We start from the raw sequence: 19,329 nt of genomic DNA, 5'->3' as shown, positions 1-19,329 counted from the left end.
TCGGGTGGTCTTAGGCGGTTCGCGGTCGTGTGTAAAGCTCGGCGAACTGTTCGGCGGCGAGGTCGAGCAGATCGACCTGCTGCCGGGAAGTGCGACGGGCGGCGGTGGCCAGGACCTTGTTGATACGCGGGTCGAGGGTGCTTACGGCGTCCAGTCCGGCGGCGCGGGCGACAACCAGACGCAGCTCGGCATCAAGCCAGGACCAGTCCTCGATGGGGGGCACTGGGGTGCCGTCATCGATCTGGCCCAGGGGGCCGACCATGAGCCGGCTCAGGTAGTCGCCGCCGGCGGACAAGATGTCAGGCAGGGGGATCTCGTCGCAGGCCATCCATCGGCCCTGTTCCAGCAAGGCGAGGATGGCGCAACGCAGCTCGCTCATATCGTCGCGCTCTGGGGAGTTGCAGATCGGGCAGGCGTCGAAGGAGCAGGTCCAGGCGGGTGCGGTCGAACGGGGCATTGCAGAAGGGCCTTTCAGCGATGGAGAGTTAGAGGTTGTCGGGGTAGCTGCGTTCAGTGGGGGTGACCTGAGGGAGAGGAGCCTTGGCGCTCGGCCTTGACGGCGTTGACGACGCTCTGGGCAAGGTCGGTGCCCACCTGGTGGCCGTCGGCGCGCACGGCTGCCTTGAGCGCGTCACGCGAGAGGCGCCCGGTCTCGCGGTAGATGTGCTCCGCGTACGCGACGAGGGCGTCCCTGGTCAGATCGGGCTTGCGACCCGGGCGCTTACGGTCCGGCTCCGGCTCCGTGTCCGGATCGTGGTCCGTTGCCCTGCCCGGAATCACCTCCGAGCTGGCGTCCTGCGGGAGTTGCGGTCGGGTGGCCGATTCCGGGCGGTCCGCGCTGTGCGGACCTTTATTGCCCGGATCCGGCACGGCTGCTGGTCGCGCGTCCTGTGTCCGCATCTGGGCGGCAGGGAGGAACTGGGAGGCGTGGGCATCGGGCGTCTCCCAGCGCGCGGGCAGTGGAAGCGAGGCCAGTCGCGTGACCTGCTGGCGGGTGGCGAGTTTGCGCAGGAGCAGCTCGTCCTGGAGCGGGTCGCCGTCGACGTCGGCCTGCTCCAGCGCCCGGTGCAGGCGACATCCCAGGCGTCGTGCCCGCCGAGTGCCACGCTTCTTGGTGGGTATGGCCTCGGCGCGCAGGATCAGGGTGACCGCTTCGCTCAGCGCCCGCTCGCGGATGAGCCGGGCAGCGTCCGCGTCCTGGTCGGCGATGCCCAACCGGGCAAGCAGCCGTTCGCGTGCCTGGCGGACGAGAACGGAGGCCAGGCTGCGGGAGGCGGCCTCGGGGGTGCGGTGGCGCAGCTCGATGCCCATGGCCAGGTGCCAGAGCATCGCTGCCATGACCGGTCCGATCACGGCCCGCATGGTGCCGCCCAGCAGCCCGAATTCGGCGTAGGCAGGAAGCAGCTGCACCGCGGTGATCACCCACACAAGGACACCGGGCACGCCCGGCGCCCGCGTCGGCCCGTTCAGGTTCTGGCGCGCCATCAGGGCGGTCGCGAACAGAGCCAGTTCAGCGATGGCGAACATGAAGGCGCGCTCGGTGGTGCTGGCCATGTCGAGGTAGTCGGCGGCGAAGCGCCAGCTGGTGTCCGCGCTGTAGGCCGTACAGCCGAGCGCGGCCACGGCCGCGACCCGTACCGCGGTGGTCGCCTGCCGCCGGCCGTGGCCAGTTTCCCGGAGCCGCTGCCGGCGGATCAGCCACGCGGCGAGCAGGACGAGAAGCGCGAGCAGGACGAGTAGCGCTGCTGTGAAGGCGGGGGAGACCGCCCAGCTGGGGAGGATCGAGGTGCCAACGTTCGGGGCGGCCTGGGGCACGGGGCCGATGGGGGGCATGCAGGGGTCTCCAGGGCAGGGGAGTGTGGTTTATGGGGTGGGAGTGAGAGGCGCTCACGGAGGGGGCGTACACGCGGGCCCCCTTCTAAAGGGGGGCCCGCGCGTGAACGGTGGGGTGCGTGTACGGCGTGAACGCTTCCGTGATCGTTTGACCTGCGGTTTTGCGTTGGGCGTGAACGCTGTGTGCGGTCCGTGGGGGTGTGTAAGGACGGGGGCCGCGTGAACGCTTCCGTGAACGCTTTTGCGCGGGGGGATCGCAGGTGGTCGCGGGGGTTCAGCCGACGGAGGTCAGGTGGCGGGCGGAGGCGTAGAAGCGGGTCTGCTGCCCGCCACCGGCTCCTCCGGCGATGCCGTCTGCCCTGGTTGCCAGGCCGCTGTCGACGAGGCGGGACAGGTGGCGCCGTGCCTTCTCCACGTCGGCGCGCTCGGGCTCGCCTCCGCCGATCAGGACGGTCGCCAGGTCGCGGGCGGTCATCCCGCCTGGTGCGTTGCGCAGGAGGACGGCGGGGTCCTTGGTGGGGTCGACCGTGGTGGTGCCGCGCACGTGGTCGTGGGTGACGTCCAGCGGGCCGATCTCGCCGGTGGGGGTCTTGAGGTGGTGCAGGGTGACGGCGGGGTCGCCGGCTTTGCCGGTGACGAACAGGACGCTTCCCGCGCCGGAGACGTACCAGGTGGAGCCGTAGACCTGGTCGAGGGTGGGGCGCTGGCCGCGCGGGGCGTCGGCGGTCGCCTTGCGCTGGTGGTGCAGTTCCAGGATTTCCACGCCACCCCGCAGGGCCCGGTTGCGGGCGTTGTGGAAGGCGACGGCGAGGCTGTCGTCGACCATGGTGCTGACCGCGTCCTTGAGGCTGTCGATCACGATCGTGTCGGCTTGGTGGGCTGCGGCGAGGTCGGCGAGGAGGTCGGGCTCCTTGTCCAGGGTGGCGGGCAGCGGCCCCTCCCAGACCACGAGCCGTTCGCGCAGGATCGTTTCGTCGGTGGGGAAGACGAGGCGCTTCATGGCCTTGGCGATCTGCTTGGGTCGGTCCATGGCCAGGTAGAGCACCCGCCTGCTGGGGGCGACTGGCATTTCCAGAGCAGTCGCCTGCAGGCCGAGGCGGGCGAAGATCACCTGGTGGGCCAGGGTGGTCTTCCCGACGCCCGGAGCGCCGACGATCATCAGGCTCTCGCCGGAGGCCCAGACGGTCTTCTCGCGGGTCCCCCACAGGGGTTCGGTGTCCGCGCCGGTCTCCTGGACGAAGGTCCAGCCGTTGGTGGCGAAGCGGTTGAGGCGTCCTTGGCCCGAGGCCAGTGCCCGCTCGCGCTCGGCGCGCACTTCCGTCTCGATCTCGCTGCGTATCGCCTGGGGATCCGCTCCCGGCTCTTGGGCGCTGGAGGGTGCGGATGGCGGAGGCGTGCAGCCGGCGGAGGTCCGCCTTCGCACGGATTATCTCCGCGTGGTGTTCCGCGTTGCCGGTGCCGTAGAGCAGGTTCGCCAGTTGGTGCACGTAGACGGGACCGCCGACGCGCTGCAGGTCGCCCTGCTGCTGGAGCAGCTCAGTGAGGACGATCGGGTCGGTTGGCCTGTCCTCACGGCGTTGGGCCAGCAGCGCGCGCCAGATGGTCTCGTGCGCGGGCCGGTAGAAGGCGTCGTCGCCCAGCACGGACCGGACCGTGTCGACGACGGTCCCGTCGTGCATGCAGGCACCGAGCACCGCGCATTCGGCCTCGTTGTTGAACTGAGCCTGCGCGGCATCGGGCGGCTCGGCACCCGCTACGGCGAGGGATGGCGAGTACGGGGGCAGGGGCGTACCCTGGTTCATGAAGCTCCTCTCCTGCAGGCCATAAGGGACGGCAATCCCGGCCAGGCAGGTTGATCGCTAGGGATGGCGGTTGTGAGGTTTGCGCTTTGAACCCCTCGGTGCACACCGAGGGGTTTTTTGTGCGTGGGCTCCTGTCGGTGGCGGGGCTGGGCTACAAGTATGCCACATGATCTGCAAAAGGCAACGCCTCTCTGCCATGTGCAGAGCGTGAAGCGGCGACTGCGTACTGTGCGATTAGCAGCACTCCTCTGCCGTATGCAGATTCCATGTTATTGTTGTAGCTCGACTGCAAGCCGCAGGAGAACCCTGCGACAGGAAGGAGGGGCGGATGGCGGACGACGAGACTCCCGAGGGAATCCTGCTCAGCGGCGAGGAGAACGCCGCTGTACGCATCAAGCTGGAACGCGACAAGCGCGGATGGAGCACGACCACGCTGTCGGAACGCCTGAACGAGGCCGGCTACGACATGAACCCGTCCGCGGTGTGGCGCATCGAGAACCGCAAGCGCCGCATCAACCTCGACGAAGCCATCGGATTCGCCGACGTCTTCGGCGTCGACCTCCAGAACTTCGCCGGCCCCCCGCGGCTCGCCGCGAAGGGCCGGGCCATGGAACTCATCGGCAAGGTCGTCGCAGCCCAGCAAGCGACCATGCGCGCCCAGCACGCCTTCGCCCAGGCTCGCGACGGCTTCGACGCCTACATCGCAGAGCACCCCGATATCCGCGAAGACGCGGAGGTGATGGTCTCCAACGCCATCGCCGAAAGCGTCATGCAAATGAATACGGAGATATTCGGACCTCCGCCCGGCCCGCCGGCCGAGGCCGAACACCCCGACACCACCTCTGACGAGTAGCTCGTCTCATCGCCCGGCCTGGGACCGCGAACCCCCAGGTACCGGAAGCACACCGCACTCATCCCGAGATCAACCGGCCAGGCCGGGGTTGCCGCCCCACCGCCAGCCAGGAGAAGGACTCCCCATGCCTGAAAACGACCTGCCCGTCGCCCAGATCGCCCAGCTCCTCGGCGTCCCCGAGGCGGCCTTGCGCACCCTGGTCGGCCAGCGCGACACCACCCATGGGGATGCGACCCTCGTCGGCCTCACCGTCGCCGAAGCAGCCCGACGGATCGGAATCGGCCGCACCAAGCTGTACGAGTACGTCGCCTCCGGCGAAATCACCTCCGTGAAGATCGGCCGACTGCGCCGCATCCCCGCCGAGGCGGTGAATGACTTTCTCACCAGGCTCCCCCGCGCAGCGGACTACACGACCGCGGCCTGAAGGGGACGACCATGGCCAAGCCCCCGAACTCCCGCCAGCCCAACGGCGCCTCCACCATCTACCACGGCAAAGACAGCCGCTGGCACGGCCGTGTCACCGTCGGTGTGAAGGACGATGGCACGCCCGACCGCCGCCATGTCAGCCGCAAGACCCGAGCCGAAGCCACCAAGGTTGTACGCGAGCTGGAAAAGCAGCGTGACTCCACCGGTGTGCGCAAGGCCGGCCAGTCCTGGACGGTCGAAACGTGGCTGAACCACTGGGTGGAGAACATCGCCGCATCGAGCGTCGCCGAGAACACCATCGACGGCTACCGCGTCGCGGTCTACCACCACCTCATACCCGGCCTGGGCGCCCACCGCCTGGAGAAACTGGAGCCCGAGCACCTGGAGCGCTTCTACAAGAAGATGCAGGCGAACGGCAGTTCCGCTGGCACCGCCCACCAGGTGCACCGCACCATGCGGACCGCGCTCAACGAGGCAAAGCGCCGCCGCCACCTCACCTCCAACCCCGCTTCGATCGCCAAGGCGCCGAAGCTGGAAGAAGAGGAGGTGGAGCCGTACTCCCTGGAGGAGGTCCAGAGCCTCCTCCTCGAAGCGAACAAGCACCGCAACACCGCCCGTTGGGTCATCGCCCTCGCGCTCGGCCTGCGCCAGGGCGAGGTCCTCGGCCTGCAGTGGAAGGACGTCGACTTCCAGGCAGGCGTGCTCCTCGTACGCCGTGGACGTCTGCGGCCCCGCTACCAGCACGGCTGCGGCGACAAGTGCGGTCGCAAGCCGGGCTATTGCCGACAGCGGATCAGCGTCCGCCGCGAAACGAAGGACACCAAGACGCGCGCGGGCAAGCGCCCCATCGGCGTGCCCGAGGAACTGGTGAAGCTGCTGCGCCTGCACAAGGAGCAGCAGGACCTTGAGCGGGCTCTTGCCCGCGATCTCTGGGTGGACAAGGAGTACGTCTTCACCTCGCCGACCGGCGAGCCGCTCAATCCCAACACCGACTACCACCGGTGGAAGGACCTGCTGAAGGCAGCAAAGGTCCGCGACGCTCGCCTCCACGATGCCCGCCACACCGCTGCCACGGTCTTGCTGATCCTCGATGTCCCCGACGCGGTCGTCGACCGGATGCTGGGCTGGGAACCCGGGAAGTCCGCCCGGATGCGCAGCCGCTACCAGCACCTCACCAGCCCCGTGCTCCAGCAGACGGCCGCCAAGATCAGCGGCCTGCTCTGGGGGAATACGCCGCAGACGCCCCCGCCGGCACTTGTAGCCTCCGAGCCTGTCCCGAGTCGGGACACGAACCTGGCCGGGGTGACGGTGTTCGTGGCTGTCCTCGACACTCGCCTCGTCCCCTTTCTGCACCGAGACCATGCGGATGCCGTGGTCTCACGGTGGGGCGCCGACGGCCCAGACCGCTTGGCGGAGGTCGAGGAATGGAAACAGGCGAAGTGGGAGCAGGAGGGCCCCGGCGGTTTGCCGGCCATCCGTGACCGAATGCCCGATCGTCGACTCGTTCACCACGCCCAGGCTGCGTTCCTGCCCGGCGGCGAACGGCTCAACACCGGCCGCCGGGAGCCATGGTCGGTGACGGCATGGGAGTTCGAGCCGCACCTCTACACCGACCTGCCAGTTCGTTGGCACACCGCGCGCCGCCTCGGACAGGAGGTCGAAGTCCACGTCCGCGGCGTCGACCAGGAGTCCGTTGCGGCCGCCCTGCGTGAGGCTTGCGCACAGGCCGTGGACAGGGCGAGGAATCCGGGAAAGTACGGAGACCTCGACGTCGGCTAGCTCGCCGTCAGGTGCGGCCCAAGGGATAGGCCGGAGATCGGGCAACGCTACGAAGCCCGGCAACCGTCATAGGTTGCCGGGCTTCACGCGTTCGTCAGTCGACGAGGTAGTGGGCCTGGATGTAAGCGACGGTCGAGCCATACGGCTCGCCCACCGGCTTCATCATGTACCGACGGAAAACCGCGGCGGTGGCGCGGCGGACGCCTCGATTGCGCGCGTCGGCGTTGTCCCATGATTGGGCGAGGGTGCGGGTGACCACCTGATCGATCTCCTCGGCTAGGTTCCGCTCGGTGACCGTGAGGCCGGACGGTGCGTGGTCGTGGATGATCCGCGAAAGTACACCTACATGATCGTCGTCCAGCACGATGACTTCGTCGGGGTGCTTTTCTGCGTTCACGATGGTGCGGGCGACGCGGAGCGCTTCGGCCAGGAACTCCAGGGCGTCCTGGGCGTTCTGGATGATTCGGTCCCGCAGTTGCCTGATTCGCTCTGCCAAGGCGGTGTACTTCGCGGACCCTGGTTCGACGCCCTTTTCGAGGGCGGCCTTGATGTTGTCCAGAATCTCGGCCGCAGACGGCGGCCTCTTGTCCTCGTCGTCCTTGTCGGACTTGGGGCGGACGAGGGCCAGCAACTCCTTGAGGATGAAGATGCCCTGGGCGTCCAGGACGAGGGCTTCCTCCTGTGAGGCAGCCACAGAGAAGGAGTGGACGTGGGCATTGATTATTTCCAGGACCATCGGTCCCAGCTCGCCCAACCGTTCCCTCCTCTCCTCGTCGGAGGACTTCTTGAACAGTGTCGCGTACGCGGACCCGAAGAGCCCGAAGCCGTCCTGGTACTTGGCGACCCGCTTGTCGGTATTGATGAGCGGGTACAGCCGGGCCAGTAGCCGGAAGTCCTTGGCGAACGCCTCGGCGGCGGCCGGGGTGGCGTCCAGGAAGGCGTTGATGGTTCGCACGGACTCGTAACCGTGGACCGTGAGGTCCAAGCCATCCACGTTAGCGAGTAGGTCTTCGATGCGGGCGAAGGTGGTGCGGAACTCGGCGACCAGATCGGTCAGGTCGGTGACGAACCCGCCCCCCTTGCCGGCGGACCCCTCTGAAGTGGGGTCGACGACGGCGCGCTGGACCTCTTCGCCCAGGCTGATGTAGTCCACTACAACGCCGGTGGTCTTCATGAATCCGGTGGTCGGGGACACCCAAGTGCGGTTCGGGCGGGTGATCGTCTGGAACAGGTTGTGGGCCTTCAGCGGCTTGTCCAGGTAGAGGACGCCCTCGTTGGGTGCGTCGAACCCGGTCATCAGCTTGGCCGTCACGACCAGGAAGCACAGAGGGTCGTCCGGGGCGAGGAATCGCCGCTTCTGGTCCTCTTCGTCGACATCCGAGAGCCGATACGGCTTCATGGCGGCGTCTTCGCTCTTGGCCTCCGAAACGTGGATGTTCACCTCTGCGGTGATCTGGTCATGCTTGCCGACCTCCGCGAGCACCCGCGACACCTCGAAGCCGGCCAGCAGCTCGTTGATCTTGTCCGTGTATGCCACGGCCAACTCACGGTTGTAAGCGACGACCTGGGCCTTGAGGCCGTTGCGGTACATGCCGGCCAGGTAATGGTCCACGATGTCCTGGCAGACCGTGTGTATGCGGTCGGGATTAGCGAAGACCGAGGTGAGACGCCCGAACTTGCGGGACAGGGTCTCACGGTCAGGGTCGTCGAGGTCGAATTGGTCGGCGAATTCGTCGAACTCGGCCTGCAACGCCTGGTCGTTCATCTCGAAGGTGACCGGGTGCGGGTCCAGCATGACCGGGACGGTCGCTTCGTCCTGCAGAGACCGGGACACCGAGTACCGGTGCAACACTCGTTCTGGGTCGGTCTCTTCGCCGAAAAGAGCGAAAGTGTCGGTTGCGAGGTTCCTGACGGGGGTTCCGGTCATGCCGAAGTACTTCGCGTTCGGCAGTGCTGCGCGCATCTGCCCGGCCAGGGACTTCGAATCGGAGGACTGGGTGCGATGTGCTTCGTCGACCAGCACGATGATGTTGCCGCGGGTCGATAGGTCCTTACCAGCTTCGGCGAACTTGTGGACGGTGGTGGAGATGACGCCGCGCACGTCATCGGCCAGCAGGGAACGTAAATCCGCGCTGAGGGCAGGTTGGTGGAAATAGGCGTCTCCCATCGCCGCGGTGAACACCCCGGAGGTCTGCCGGACGAGCTGGGTGCGGTCCGAGAGCAAGACGATCGTGGGCGACTCGGTCCGAGTGTCGGCCAGCAACAGTGAGGCGGCGAACACCATCAGCAGTGTCTTTCCGCTGCCCTGGTGGTGCCAGATCAGCCCCTTCTTGCCGTTGGCAAGGACTCGCCTGTGGATCAGATGGGCGGCTTCCATCTGCGGGTATCGGGGAAGGTACTTCCTGTCCGCCCCGCCCCCGGAGGTGTCGAAGAGGGCGAAATTGGCAAGCATGTCCAGGATCGTGGCCGGGTTGAGCAACAGCTCGACGGAGCGATGTACGTCGGCTGGCCCGGACAGGCTCTCGTCGTCGTCAGTGGATCGGAACGGCTGCCACAGATTCAGGGGCGAACCAGCGGCACCGAACCGCAACTTCAGCCCGTCGGAGGCGACAGCAAAGACGTTAGGAGTGAAGAACCACGGATATTCGGTGGCGTATATGTCGTTGATTTCGCGGGCTGCGTTGGCCCACCCGGACTTGGCGGTCGGTGACTTGACCTCCACGACAACGAGGGGCAGGCCGTTGACCCAGTAGATGAGATCGAAGCGGCGAGGAGACTTTCCGGGGACGGTAATGGTCACCTCGTCGGACACGACCAGCGCGTTGGCGGTCGGGTTCTCGAAATCGATGACCTTCAAGGCGTGCCACACGCCGTCGGCGCCTCGGAACTCCTTGCGCCCGCGAAGCAGGTGCAGCACCTGCTCGTTGGCCCGCACCAAGCCGCCGTCGACAGCGTTGACTGTGGCGACGATTTCCTCGACCACCCCGTCCACGTCGAACCCGTCGATCACCCCTGGGTTGAGCCGGACGATGGCATCCCGTAGCTGGCCGACGATCACCGTTTGTGTCGTCGCACGTTGCAGCAACCTGCCCGCTGTGAAACGCCAGCCCATCGGGAGGGACCACTGGACCATCAGGTTCTGGAACTCACGCTCTCGAATTCCTTTCGCCACGGCTCAAACCTCCATTTCGGCGGACTCGATGTCGATGGTGCCGTCCAGCAGCCCCGACAGCAGCCTCGCCCGGATTCCGCGGAGACGGGCGGCCTCCGTGCGGATCACACTGATCTGCCCCTCCACCGCATCCAGAACCTCCGCTGTCTGCTCCTGCTCAGGTCGGGACGGGATGGGAAGCGCCAATGACAGGAGTTGGTCGGGATTGAGGCGCTTACGGCGCTGCACGGTTCCGACGACCCTGCTCTGCATCTCCGCCCACAGCCGAGGTGTCCGACAGACGTGCTTCATCCACCCGGGGGCGAGGCCAGCGGCGAGAGTGAAGGTCGGGAACTCGCTGCTTGCCACGAAGCCGGCGAACTTGGCAGGAACCACGGTGATCGGCCCCTCCCAAGCCGTCAGCTTCCGCATCACCACTCGGTTCTCCCGAAGGACGTTCATCGCGGGGTACTCGGTATCCGCGCCGTCGAACGTATCTTTGTCAACAAGCCCTTTTCCCGCATTGAGTACTCCAGCGAGGCGGTAAGTCGTTCCCGCGTCCATCGGAGTCCGCACGACATCGAGGTGCATCACGTCGCCGAGGAACTGGGACTCCGCCTCTCCGCCCTCAGCGGTGCGCCAGAGCAGAGATGTTGCCGCTCGATACACACCCTCTAGCGCATCTGCTTCGTCCCTGAGTGCGACAATTTGATCGTCGACCGCGCCGACAACCTCAACGATCCGTTCTTGCATTCGCTGAGGGGGTACGGGAATCTCGATCCTGCCCAGGTTCGCACCCGAGATACGCACGACCTTCGTCTCGGATACGTACTTGATCTTCTGCGAATGGAACAGAGATGACGCGAAGAAGTATGAGACGTATGCAGGATTGAAATTGTGACGGAAGATGTAGCAGTCATCGTGAACTGCAACGTCGTCGTCGCCCAGCCATGCAACCGCTTTGCCGACGTCATCCACGTTCTCGCTGGTCGCGGCAATGACCAAATCTCCAGAGTGGGCAAGGCGCATTCGTGCACGAGAATCTTCAGCTAGGAATGTGAGGGGATCCCTCGCAGTAGCCTCAAAGTCAGTGTGGATCTGTGCGTAGTGGATACATCCAAGCCCAGACTCCACATAGTCGTTCTTCGTAAAACGGCGACCGCGGACCAAGTCTCCAACTTCTGAGAGCGTCTTTCGGGGCCATTCCCACTGCTCACTCATCGAATCCCTCGATTCCGGCGGACGCGAGGACCGCGAGCATGCGCTGCTCGACCTTCTGGCGCTCGGCGCGGGCGACGTTGTAGACGTCGATGAGGGTGCCGAGGTCTTCCTGCTCGGCAGCGGCATGTTTGATGTACCGGCCGATGTTGAGGTCGTACTCGTTCACCACGATTTCCGAATGTGGTGCAAATCGTGCGGCCAGACCGCCGGGGTGGGCGGGATGACCGTCGACATCAAAGGTGGAGTGGTAGGCGGCCACCACGTTGGCGATGTCAATGTCGGTGAGGATGTTTCGGTTGGTGGATTTAGTGAAGTGTGTGGAGGCGTCGATAAACAGCACGCCGTTTTGCCGCTCTGGGGCCTTGGTTCCGGGAGCACGGAAAACCAGAACACAGGTCGGGATGGTGGTGTTGTAGAAGAGGTTGGCCGGCAGCCCGATGACGGCTTCGAGGAGGTTCTCGTCCAGGACCCGCCGACGGATAGCTCCTTCTTCGCCGCCGCGGAAAAGGACGCCGTGGGGCAGGACGACTCCGGCGCGGCCCTTCTTGGGGTCCATGCTTGCGATCATGTGCTGAACGAACGCCCAGTCGGCCGACTTCGCGGGTGCGGTGCCGCCGAGGGCGCGCGGGTCATTGGCCCAGGGCTTCCACTTCAGGCTGTAGGGCGGGTTGGCGACGATTACGTCGAATTGCTTGACGGACCCGTCCGGCTTCTTGAAGCGCGGGTCCCTCAGGGTGTCGCCGATCTCGACCTTGAACTCGGTCAGGTTGTGCATGAAGAGGTTCATGCGGGCCACACCGGCGGTGTCCGTTACTGCTTCTTGCCCGTTCAGGTTGAGTGTGTACCCCCGCCCTCCATGGGACTTCAGGAGGCTTGCGGAGGCGATGAGCATGCCGCCTGACCCACAGGTCGGGTCATACACCGACTCGTGATTCTTGGGGGCCAGCAGTTCGATGATCAGCTCGACTACCTCGCGCGGGGTGAAGAACTGGCCAGCACGGGTACCGGACCCGTCGGAGAACCGCTTCAGTAGGTACTCGTAGGCTCCGCCGAGCACGTCGTGGGACATGTTGTCCTCGTGCATTTTGGGAGTGCGGTCCATCGCTCGCATGACCGACGCCAGCACTTCCCCCGGCAACACTGCTTCGGAGGTCCAGGTCATGGACCCGAACAGACGGGAGAACTTGTCAGGGTTGGCCGACTCGATGGCTTGGAGGGAAGCGCGAACCCGCTGGCCGAGGCCATGTTGGGCGACGGTGGCGAGGATGGACGACCAAGAGGCGCGCCGTTCCTGGACGGTGCCGGCGTGGATGGACGGAATCTCGAACGACTGGTGGTCGCGGTACTCGATCTCGTGGGCTTCCTCGGCGGAGAGGTTGTCCAGGTCCTTGTACTGGGCCAGGAACTCTTGGTGGTTGTATTCCCAGGTGTCCGACAGATACTTCCAGAACATCAGGGGGAAGACGACCGAGGAGTATTGCGCCTCGGGCATCGCCACGCGCAGCTCGTCGGCGGCGTCCCACAGCCGGCTCTGGATCTCCTGCTGGGTCACTGCCATCAGTTGGGGTCGTCCTTGCTCGTGTCCGGGTGGCGATCTAAAGGCCGTGGAGTCTCCGCTGGGCATCCTATTTAGTCCCTCTGATGGTGAGGGCGTGGTCGCCCTCTTCTGCTGGCCGGTTCACGAAGTCGACTCGGGCTGGTGCAGCCGCGCACACTGCTGCGAGCCTCGTGCTGGTCACCCAAAAAGGATCTTGGCCTCGATGTGGTCGACGATCACGACCTCGGTGAGCTGATCGATGGCAGGGAACAACTGAAGGCTGTCCGTCAGGGCCACGGCTGTCCGCCCAGCGCAACTGAGACCAAAACTGAGACCACGGAACGACGAAGGTCCCGGCCGCTGAGCGGTCGGGACCTTCGTCTGCCCTGGTGGGCGGGTGCGGAGGATACGAGATTCGAACTCGTGAGGGGTTGCCCCCAACACGCTTTCCAAGCGTGCGCCCTAGGCCACTAGGCGAATCCTCCGCCGCAAACAATACAAGACGTTGGGCAGTGCTCGCGAACACGATCCCGGGGGCCGGGGCCCGGCTCGTTTTCCGGGGTGGGCATCGGCTAGGGTGGGTGACAGCCCCTCACGTGGCGCTATCTCACCGAACTCCCCCAGGGCCGGAAGGCAGCAAGGGTAAGTGGGCTCTGGCGGGTGCGTGGGGGGCGTTTTCGTTTGCGCGGGAACAGTTGTCAGTGGGTCCCGATAACCTCGTATACGTGTCGTCCCTTGCGCTGTACCGCCGCTACCGTCCCGAGTCGTTCGCCGAGGTCATCGGGCAGGAGCATGTCACTGCCCCGCTCCAGCAGGCCCTGCGTAACAACCGGGTCAATCACGCGTACCTGTTCAGCGGGCCGCGCGGCTGTGGAAAGACGACCAGCGCGCGCATCCTGGCCCGCTGTCTGAACTGCGTGGAGGGGCCCACACCCACCCCCTGCGGCGTGTGCCAGTCCTGCCTCGATCTTGCTCGTACCGGGCCCGGATCCATCGATGTCATCGAGATCGACGCGGCTTCGCACGGTGGTGTGGACGACGCCCGTGACCTGCGGGAGAAGGCCTTCTTCGGCCCTGCGGGCAGCCGGTACAAGATCTACATCATCGATGAGGCGCACATGGTCACCCCGGCGGGCTTCAACGCCCTGCTGAAGGTGGTCGAGGAGCCGCCGGAGCATCTGAAGTTCATCTTCGCGACGACCGAGCCCGAGAAGGTCATCGGGACGATTCGGTCGAGGACCCACCACTACCCCTTCCGGCTGGTGCCGCCGGGGACGCTGCGCGAATACCTCGGCGAGGTGTGCGGCAAGGAGGGCATTCCCGTCGAGGACGGGGTGCTTCCGCTGGTCGTGCGGTCCGGGGCCGGGTCCGTGCGTGACTCGATGTCCGTCATGGACCAGTTGCTCGCCGGAGCGGCCGAGGATGGTGTGACATACGCCATGGCGACCGCCCTCCTCGGTTACACGGAGAGTTCCCTGCTCGACTCGGTCGTGGATGCCTTCGCGGCGGGCGACGGAGCCGCCGCGTTCGAAATCGTGGACCAGGTCATCGAGGGTGGCAACGATCCGCGCCGGTTCGTCGCCGACCTGCTGGAGCGGCTGCGGGACCTGGTGATCCTGGCCGCCGTGCCGGACGCGCGCGAGAAGGGCCTGATCGACGCGCCGTCGGACGTTGTGGAGCGCATGCAGGCGCAGGCCTCGGTGTTCGGCGCGGCCGAGCTGAGCCGCGCGGCGGACCTGGTCAACACGGGGCTCACCGAGATGCGCGGCGCGACGTCGCCGCGGCTCCAGCTGGAGCTGATCTGCGCCCGGGTGCTGCTGCCCGCCGCCTTCGACGACGAGCGTTCGTTGCAGGCGCGGCTGGACAGGCTGGAGCGCAATGGCGGCGCGTTCATGGCCGCGGCCCCCGGCCCCGCCATGGGGTACGTGCCCGGTCCCGAGGCGCAGGCGCACGCGGCGGTACCGGCGGACGCACCCCCGACCGCTGTCGCCCCGCCCGTGATGCCCGCGCCCGTGGCCCCGGCCGTCCCCACCCCCGTGATGCCCCAGGCTGCCGCCCCGGCGACCGCCGTCCCGCCGGCTGCCCCCGCTCCGCCGGCTGAGCCCGCGCGCCGCCCCGGTGGCTGGCCGACGGCCTCCGCGCCGGGACAGGGGCCCACGACACCGCCGCCCGCGCAGGCCGGGCCCGCTGCGACGGCCCCGGCAGGCGCGCCCGCCCCGGCCGTCGCTCCCACAACGGGCGGCCAGGGCATTTTGAACGTGCAGAGCATGTGGCCGGGCGTCCTGGAGGCCGTGAAGAACAAGCGCCGCTTCACCTGGATCCTGCTCAGTCAGAACGCCCAGGTGACCGGCTTCGACGGGACGACCCTGCAGATCGGCTTCATCAACGCCGGGGCGAGGGACAACTTCGCGAGCAGCGGCAGCGAGGACGTCCTGAAGGAGGCGCTCGCCGAGTCCTTCAACGTGAAGTGGAAGGTCGAGGCACTCGTCGACCCGACCGGCGGCGGCGCCCAGCCGTTGCCCGGCGGCGCCGGAGGCGGCTTCGCCGGACGGCCCCCCGCCCCGGCCCAGCCGCCCGTCCAGGCCCCGCGCCCCGCCCCGTCCGCCCCCCAGGGCCGGCCCGCCGCACCGCCGTCACAGGACAGGCAGGCCCAGCAGCCACCCCAGTCCCAGGGGCCGCCCCAGGGGCAGCAGGCACCGCAGGCGTCGGCGCCCGAGCCCTCCTACCGCTCGGACGCGCCGCCGCCGCCCCGGGTCGCGATCGAGGACGACGTACCGCAGGAGGACGACGCGGACCTCGTCGACTCCGCGCTGTCCGGCCACGACCTGATCATGCGGGAGCTGGGCGCGACGGTCGTCGAGGAGTTCAGCAACGAGTAGGGCCGGACCGCCGGGCGAGCTGCCCGGCAGGGGGACCCCGGCGCGCGGGCTAGGCTGCACCCCGTGAAGGTCCTCGTCATCGGCGGCGGCGCCCGCGAACACGCCCTGTGCCGCTCTTTGTCCCTCGATCCCGACGTCACCGCGCTGTACTGCGCCCCCGGCAACGCAGGAATCGCCGAGGTGGCCGAGCTGCGCCCGGTCGACGCCCTCGACGGTGCTGCCGTGGCCGGACTCGCCACCGAGCTGGGCGCCGGCCTCGTCGTCGTCGGCCCGGAGGCGCCCCTGGTCGCCGGGGTAGCCGATGCCGTGCGCACGGCCGGTATCCCCTGCTTCGGCCCGTCCGGGGAGGCCGCCCGACTTGAGGGTTCCAAGGCCTTCGCCAAGGACGTGATGGCCGCGGCGAACGTCCCCACCGCCCGCAGTTACGTCTGCACCACCCCCCAGGAGATCGACACTGCGCTCGACGCCTTCGGCGCCCCCTACGTCGTCAAGGACGACGGCCTCGCCGCAGGCAAGGGCGTTGTCGTCACCGACGACCTCGAAGAAGCCCGCGCACACGCGCTGGCCTGCGACAACGTGGTCATCGAAGAGTTCCTCGACGGCCCAGAGGTGTCGCTGTTCGCGATCACCGACGGAGTGACCGTCCTCCCGCTGACGCCCGCGCAGGACTTCAAGCGCGCCCGCGACGGCGACGAGGGCCCTAACACCGGCGGCATGGGCGCGTACTCCCCGCTCCCGTGGGCCGACCCCAAGCTGGTCGACGAGGTCATGCAGAGCGTCCTGCAGCCCACCGTCGACGAGCTGCGCCGCCGCGGCACGCCCTTCTCGGGGCTGCTGTACGCGGGCCTCGCGATCACCTCGCGCGGGGTGCGGGTCATCGAGTTCAACGCCCGGTTCGGCGACCCGGAGACCCAGGTCGTGCTGGCCCGGCTGAAGACCCCGCTCGCGCGGATCCTGCTGGGCTCGGCCAACGGCACGCTCGACACCGAGCCCCCGCTGAACTGGCGCGACGACGCGGCCGTGACCGTGGTCATCGCCTCGCACAACTACCCCGGTACGCCCCGCACCGGAGACCCGATCGAGGGCCTCGACGCGGTGGCGGCCCAGGACGCGCCCCATGCGTACGTCCTGCACGCCGGCACCAGGCAGGACGGCGACGCCGTCGTGAGCGCGGGCGGCCGGGTCCTTTCCGTGACGGCGACGGGAGCGGACCTGACGCAGGCCCGCGAGCGCGCGTACGCGGCGGTGGCCAGGATCCGGCTCGACGGTTCGCAGCACCGCACGGACATCGCGCAGAAGGCGGCCTCCGAGGCCTGAGTGCCGCCGCGGGGCCCGGGCTATGCCGGCCCCGTACTGCCGGGCCCGCACGACCTGGCTGGTACTGCCGGGCCCTCGCGTCGCCTGGCCCGGCCTCGCCCTCCCGACTCCGGCACCGCCCGACCCGGCACGACCGCATCCCGGTCGGGGCCGGGCCCTGACACGGCTGGGTCCTTTCCGCAACCCCGCCCGCGGCCCCCGCACGTCAGCACCTTTAGCCAAAGCCATTCCATCGAGTGACCGCTGGGCCATCCGGCTGACGCATGTCGAACCCCCAACTAGGGTGCGGCGAAAGCGTTCCGGCACATGGCCCACCGGCATTGCGATGTCAGTGGTCGGTGCCACAGTGGGGGAGTGAGCAAGCCGTCGCAGGGCGAAGGGGGTGACGTCCGGCTGTGTCCGGTACCGGTTTGAGTGTGGAGAAGGGCGTGCGGTCCGCGCGTTCCAGGGCGCTGTCCGTGGTGCGGATCCGCAGCACGGCCCTGGCCGTCGCTCTGCTGCCCGCGGCCGTCGCCGTCGTGCTGCTCGTGGGAGGCGCCACGGGCCATATCGGCGGCGGTAGTTGGGACGCGGCGCGTTGGGCGGTGACCGTCGGCGCGGTGCTGGTGCTGCTGGTCGCGGCTGCCATCGCGGTCGTGATCGTGCGGGCACGGCCGGCCGTCAGCCCGACGGTGGAGATCGCCGAGTCGTCCGCCCCCGATCTCTACCGGCTGGTGCGGGACCTGGCGGACCGCCTCGACGTGCCCGCGCCGTCCGCCGTGGCACTCACGCCCGATTGCGACAGCTGGCTGGAGGACCGCACGCATCCGGCTTCGGCGTCCCCGTCCGAGCCGGCCTCCGGCCGGCGCAGGTCGACGGCCGCGCCGGTGCTGGTCATCGGCTCGCCCTTCCTGTGGTGGATGCGGGTGGCCGAGCTGCGGGCGGTGCTCGCGCCGGTCGTCGCCGGTACGGGCCCCTCCGCGCACCCCGACATAGCCGCCGCCCGACGCTTCGTGCGCGGGCTCGACGCCGCGGTCGCGGTCTCCGCCCGGCCCGGACAGGGCGCGATACGCAAGCTCCCGCTCGCCTTCGTCGGCTGGGTGTCCCGGCTGCTGCTGCGCGCCTGCCGGGTGCACGCCGCGGAGATGGAGCGGGGCGTCGCCGCCGCCGCGTCCGAGCGGGCGCTGACCGTGGACTACGGGCTGCGGATCGTCGCGCAGGAGCAGGTCGGCCTCGCGTACGCGGGCTGGGACCGGCTGCTGACCCGGGTCGCGCTGCCCGCCTGGCGCATGGGCCGCTGGCCGTCCCGCCTCGACGCGGGCGTGGTCTCCGCCCTCACCGAGCTCTCCCGGCGCGACCGCCTCGCCGAGGGCTTCACCTCCCGGCTCGGCGAGCGCCCCGCGTGCGATCTGCTGGAGGAGCCCGGCGCGGTCGACGAGGCCACGTCGCTCCTCGCCGCCCGGCTCTTCCACGGCGGGCCCGCGGAGCCGGGCCCCGACTGGTCGCCGGTCGACTGGCAGCAGTATCCGGAAGAGGTCGTCGACCGGAAGTGGCGCGCGGACGCGGCACGGCTGCACCGGGTCCTGGACGAGATGGGCGTACGCCGCCCTCCGGACCCGGCGGATCCGGTGGGCCCGACGCTGGCGCGGGTCATCGCACACCTGACGGTGGAGCGCGGCGCGGCCGATGGCCAGGACAGCGGTGACGACGCGGACGCGGAAGCCCTTGGGGCCAGCGGCGCGGAGGCCGGCGTGGGCAGCGATGCGGAAGCCGGCCGACGCGACGACGTGCAAGTCGGGGAGTACGACCACGCCGAAGCCGGAGAGTACGACCCCGCGGAATCCGGCGTGGGCAGCGACCTGGAAGAAGCCCTTGAGGGCATCGATACGAGGGCCGGTGAGGGCGGCGGATCGGAGGCGGGGGAGACGCTCGCCGCGTGCATCAGCGCCGAAGTGGCCCGCGAGGAGGCGGCGGCGCCGCCCGTCGCGCCGAGCGGCTTCACCGACGAGGACCTGTGGGACATGGGCCCCCTCCCGCTCTTCCCGCTCCAGCCGCCGCGTACGGGACGGGAGTTGCTCGCCGATCACGTCACGGCGATGGTCTGCTGCGCCGCTGTCGACACGGCGGGCGCGGCCCCCGGCCTGGACTGGCTCGACGGGCCGACGCTCCTCGTCGACGGTGAGCGTCGGGCGGATCTGGCGGGCCGGGTGCTGAGCCTGGTCGAGGGCGGGGACGCGGAGCCGCTGCGCGAGTGGCTGGCGTCGGTCGGCGTCCGGCCGGAGAAGCCGGTCCGGCTGGTCTGAGGGGCGGGCGGTCCGCCGCCGGATCGGGTCGCCGGGCGGATCCTCGCTGCCCGGGGCTGATCATCCCCCGCGCCCCAACCGCTCCTGCCCGAAACGGCGGGCAGATCCTCGGCCCCGGGCCTTTCGGGTAATCAGCCGTCCCGCACGCCCTAGCCGTCCCGGGCGCCCCGAGCCTCGCGGCACCTCGGCCGTCCCCGAGCCGCCCAGCCTTCAAGCCGTATCGGGCCTTCCGGCACCTCGGGCGCCCGT

General features: G+C 68.4%; 11 protein-coding genes, 1 tRNA gene, 1 other RNA gene and 1 pseudogene. 7 read left to right on the top strand and 7 right to left on the bottom strand.

Features of this window, described 5'->3' with window-relative positions:
* Positions 1–10: 10 nt before the first annotated feature.
* The 3 genes and pseudogenes from ACLLJJ_RS16935 to ACLLJJ_RS16925 all read right to left on the bottom strand — a co-directional run bounded on the left by ACLLJJ_RS16935 (position 11) and on the right by ACLLJJ_RS16925 (position 3,635).
* A complete protein-coding gene (locus ACLLJJ_RS16935) occupies positions 11–457 on the bottom strand; it encodes a hypothetical protein (RefSeq protein WP_434591972.1) in 447 nt (148 codons plus the stop codon).
* 53 nt (positions 458–510) lie between these two features.
* Positions 511–1,833 carry a hypothetical protein gene (locus ACLLJJ_RS16930; RefSeq protein ID WP_434591969.1) on the bottom strand — a complete coding sequence of 441 codons (1,323 nt, stop codon included), beginning with the start codon at positions 1,831–1,833 and terminating at the stop codon, positions 511–513.
* Positions 1,834–2,107: 274 nt separating this feature from the next.
* Positions 2,108–3,635 (bottom strand): annotated as a pseudogene (locus ACLLJJ_RS16925) (DnaB-like helicase N-terminal domain-containing protein).
* A gap of 328 nt (positions 3,636–3,963) precedes the next feature.
* Here ACLLJJ_RS16925 and ACLLJJ_RS16920 point away from each other — a divergent pair.
* The 3 genes from ACLLJJ_RS16920 (at position 3,964) to ACLLJJ_RS16910 (ending at position 6,693) form a co-directional block, all read left to right on the top strand.
* Positions 3,964–4,488, top strand: coding sequence for a helix-turn-helix domain-containing protein (locus tag ACLLJJ_RS16920; RefSeq protein ID WP_434591966.1), 525 nt, complete (start codon positions 3,964–3,966; stop codon positions 4,486–4,488).
* A 124-nt stretch (positions 4,489–4,612) separates the two neighbouring features.
* Complete coding sequence (locus tag ACLLJJ_RS16915; protein ID WP_434591963.1) at positions 4,613–4,912, top strand: helix-turn-helix domain-containing protein; 300 nt, start codon at positions 4,613–4,615, stop codon at positions 4,910–4,912.
* An 11-nt stretch (positions 4,913–4,923) separates the two neighbouring features.
* Complete coding sequence (locus ACLLJJ_RS16910; protein WP_434591960.1) at positions 4,924–6,693, top strand: tyrosine-type recombinase/integrase; 1,770 nt, start codon at positions 4,924–4,926, stop codon at positions 6,691–6,693.
* Positions 6,694–6,787: 94 nt separating this feature from the next.
* Here the strand turns inward: ACLLJJ_RS16910 and ACLLJJ_RS16905 are convergent, their stop codons facing one another.
* The 4 genes from ACLLJJ_RS16905 to ACLLJJ_RS16890 form a co-directional block, all read right to left on the bottom strand.
* Positions 6,788–9,865 carry a type I restriction endonuclease subunit R gene (locus ACLLJJ_RS16905; RefSeq protein WP_434591958.1) on the bottom strand — a complete coding sequence of 1,026 codons (3,078 nt, stop codon included), beginning with the start codon at positions 9,863–9,865 and terminating at the stop codon, positions 6,788–6,790.
* A gap of 3 nt (positions 9,866–9,868) precedes the next feature.
* A complete protein-coding gene (locus ACLLJJ_RS16900) occupies positions 9,869–11,065 on the bottom strand; it encodes a restriction endonuclease subunit S (RefSeq protein ID WP_434591955.1) in 1,197 nt (398 codons plus the stop codon).
* Complete coding sequence (locus ACLLJJ_RS16895; RefSeq protein WP_434600441.1) at positions 11,058–12,623, bottom strand: N-6 DNA methylase; 1,566 nt, start codon at positions 12,621–12,623, stop codon at positions 11,058–11,060. The genes ACLLJJ_RS16900 and ACLLJJ_RS16895 overlap by 8 nt, the downstream gene beginning before the upstream one ends.
* Positions 12,624–13,002: 379 nt before the next feature.
* A tRNA-Ser gene (locus tag ACLLJJ_RS16890) sits at positions 13,003–13,087 on the bottom strand.
* A 98-nt stretch (positions 13,088–13,185) separates the two neighbouring features.
* On the opposite strand from ACLLJJ_RS16890, the gene ffs reads away from it, so the two are divergent.
* From ffs to ACLLJJ_RS16870, 4 genes are all read left to right on the top strand, one after another.
* Positions 13,186–13,284: signal recognition particle sRNA small type (ffs, locus tag ACLLJJ_RS16885), an RNA gene on the top strand.
* A gap of 43 nt (positions 13,285–13,327) precedes the next feature.
* Positions 13,328–15,481, top strand: coding sequence for a DNA polymerase III subunit gamma and tau (locus ACLLJJ_RS16880; RefSeq protein WP_434591952.1), 2,154 nt, complete (start codon positions 13,328–13,330; stop codon positions 15,479–15,481).
* Between the two features lie 63 nt (positions 15,482–15,544).
* Positions 15,545–16,798, top strand: a complete 1,254-nt coding sequence (purD, locus tag ACLLJJ_RS16875; protein ID WP_434591949.1) for a phosphoribosylamine--glycine ligase — start codon at positions 15,545–15,547, stop codon at positions 16,796–16,798.
* 410 nt (positions 16,799–17,208) lie between these two features.
* On the top strand, positions 17,209–19,080 hold the full coding sequence (locus tag ACLLJJ_RS16870) for a hypothetical protein (protein WP_434591946.1): 1,872 nt from the start codon (positions 17,209–17,211) through the stop codon (positions 19,078–19,080).
* The last annotated feature ends 249 nt before the right edge of the window (positions 19,081–19,329 follow it).

This window comes from Streptomyces sp. A5-4 (assembly GCF_051131715.1).
GTDB lineage: Bacteria > Actinomycetota > Actinomycetes > Streptomycetales > Streptomycetaceae > Streptomyces.
This window is presented reverse-complemented; position numbering and strand designations above follow the sequence as displayed.

Excerpts from the sequence above, each read along its gene's own strand:
- ACLLJJ_RS16910 (WP_434591960.1), top strand. The coding sequence starts at position 4,924 with ATGGCCAAGCCCCCGAACTCCCGCCAGCCCAACGGCGCCTCCACCATC.
- ACLLJJ_RS16920 (WP_434591966.1), top strand. The coding sequence starts at position 3,964 with ATGGCGGACGACGAGACTCCCGAGGGAATCCTGCTCAGCGGCGAGGAG.
- ACLLJJ_RS16935 (WP_434591972.1), bottom strand. The coding sequence starts at position 457 with ATGCCCCGTTCGACCGCACCCGCCTGGACCTGCTCCTTCGACGCCTGC.
- ACLLJJ_RS16895 (WP_434600441.1), bottom strand. The coding sequence starts at position 12,623 with ATGGCAGTGACCCAGCAGGAGATCCAGAGCCGGCTGTGGGACGCCGCC.
- ACLLJJ_RS16900 (WP_434591955.1), bottom strand. The coding sequence starts at position 11,065 with ATGAGTGAGCAGTGGGAATGGCCCCGAAAGACGCTCTCAGAAGTTGGA.
- ACLLJJ_RS16930 (WP_434591969.1), bottom strand. The coding sequence starts at position 1,833 with ATGCCCCCCATCGGCCCCGTGCCCCAGGCCGCCCCGAACGTTGGCACC.
- ACLLJJ_RS16915 (WP_434591963.1), top strand. The coding sequence starts at position 4,613 with ATGCCTGAAAACGACCTGCCCGTCGCCCAGATCGCCCAGCTCCTCGGC.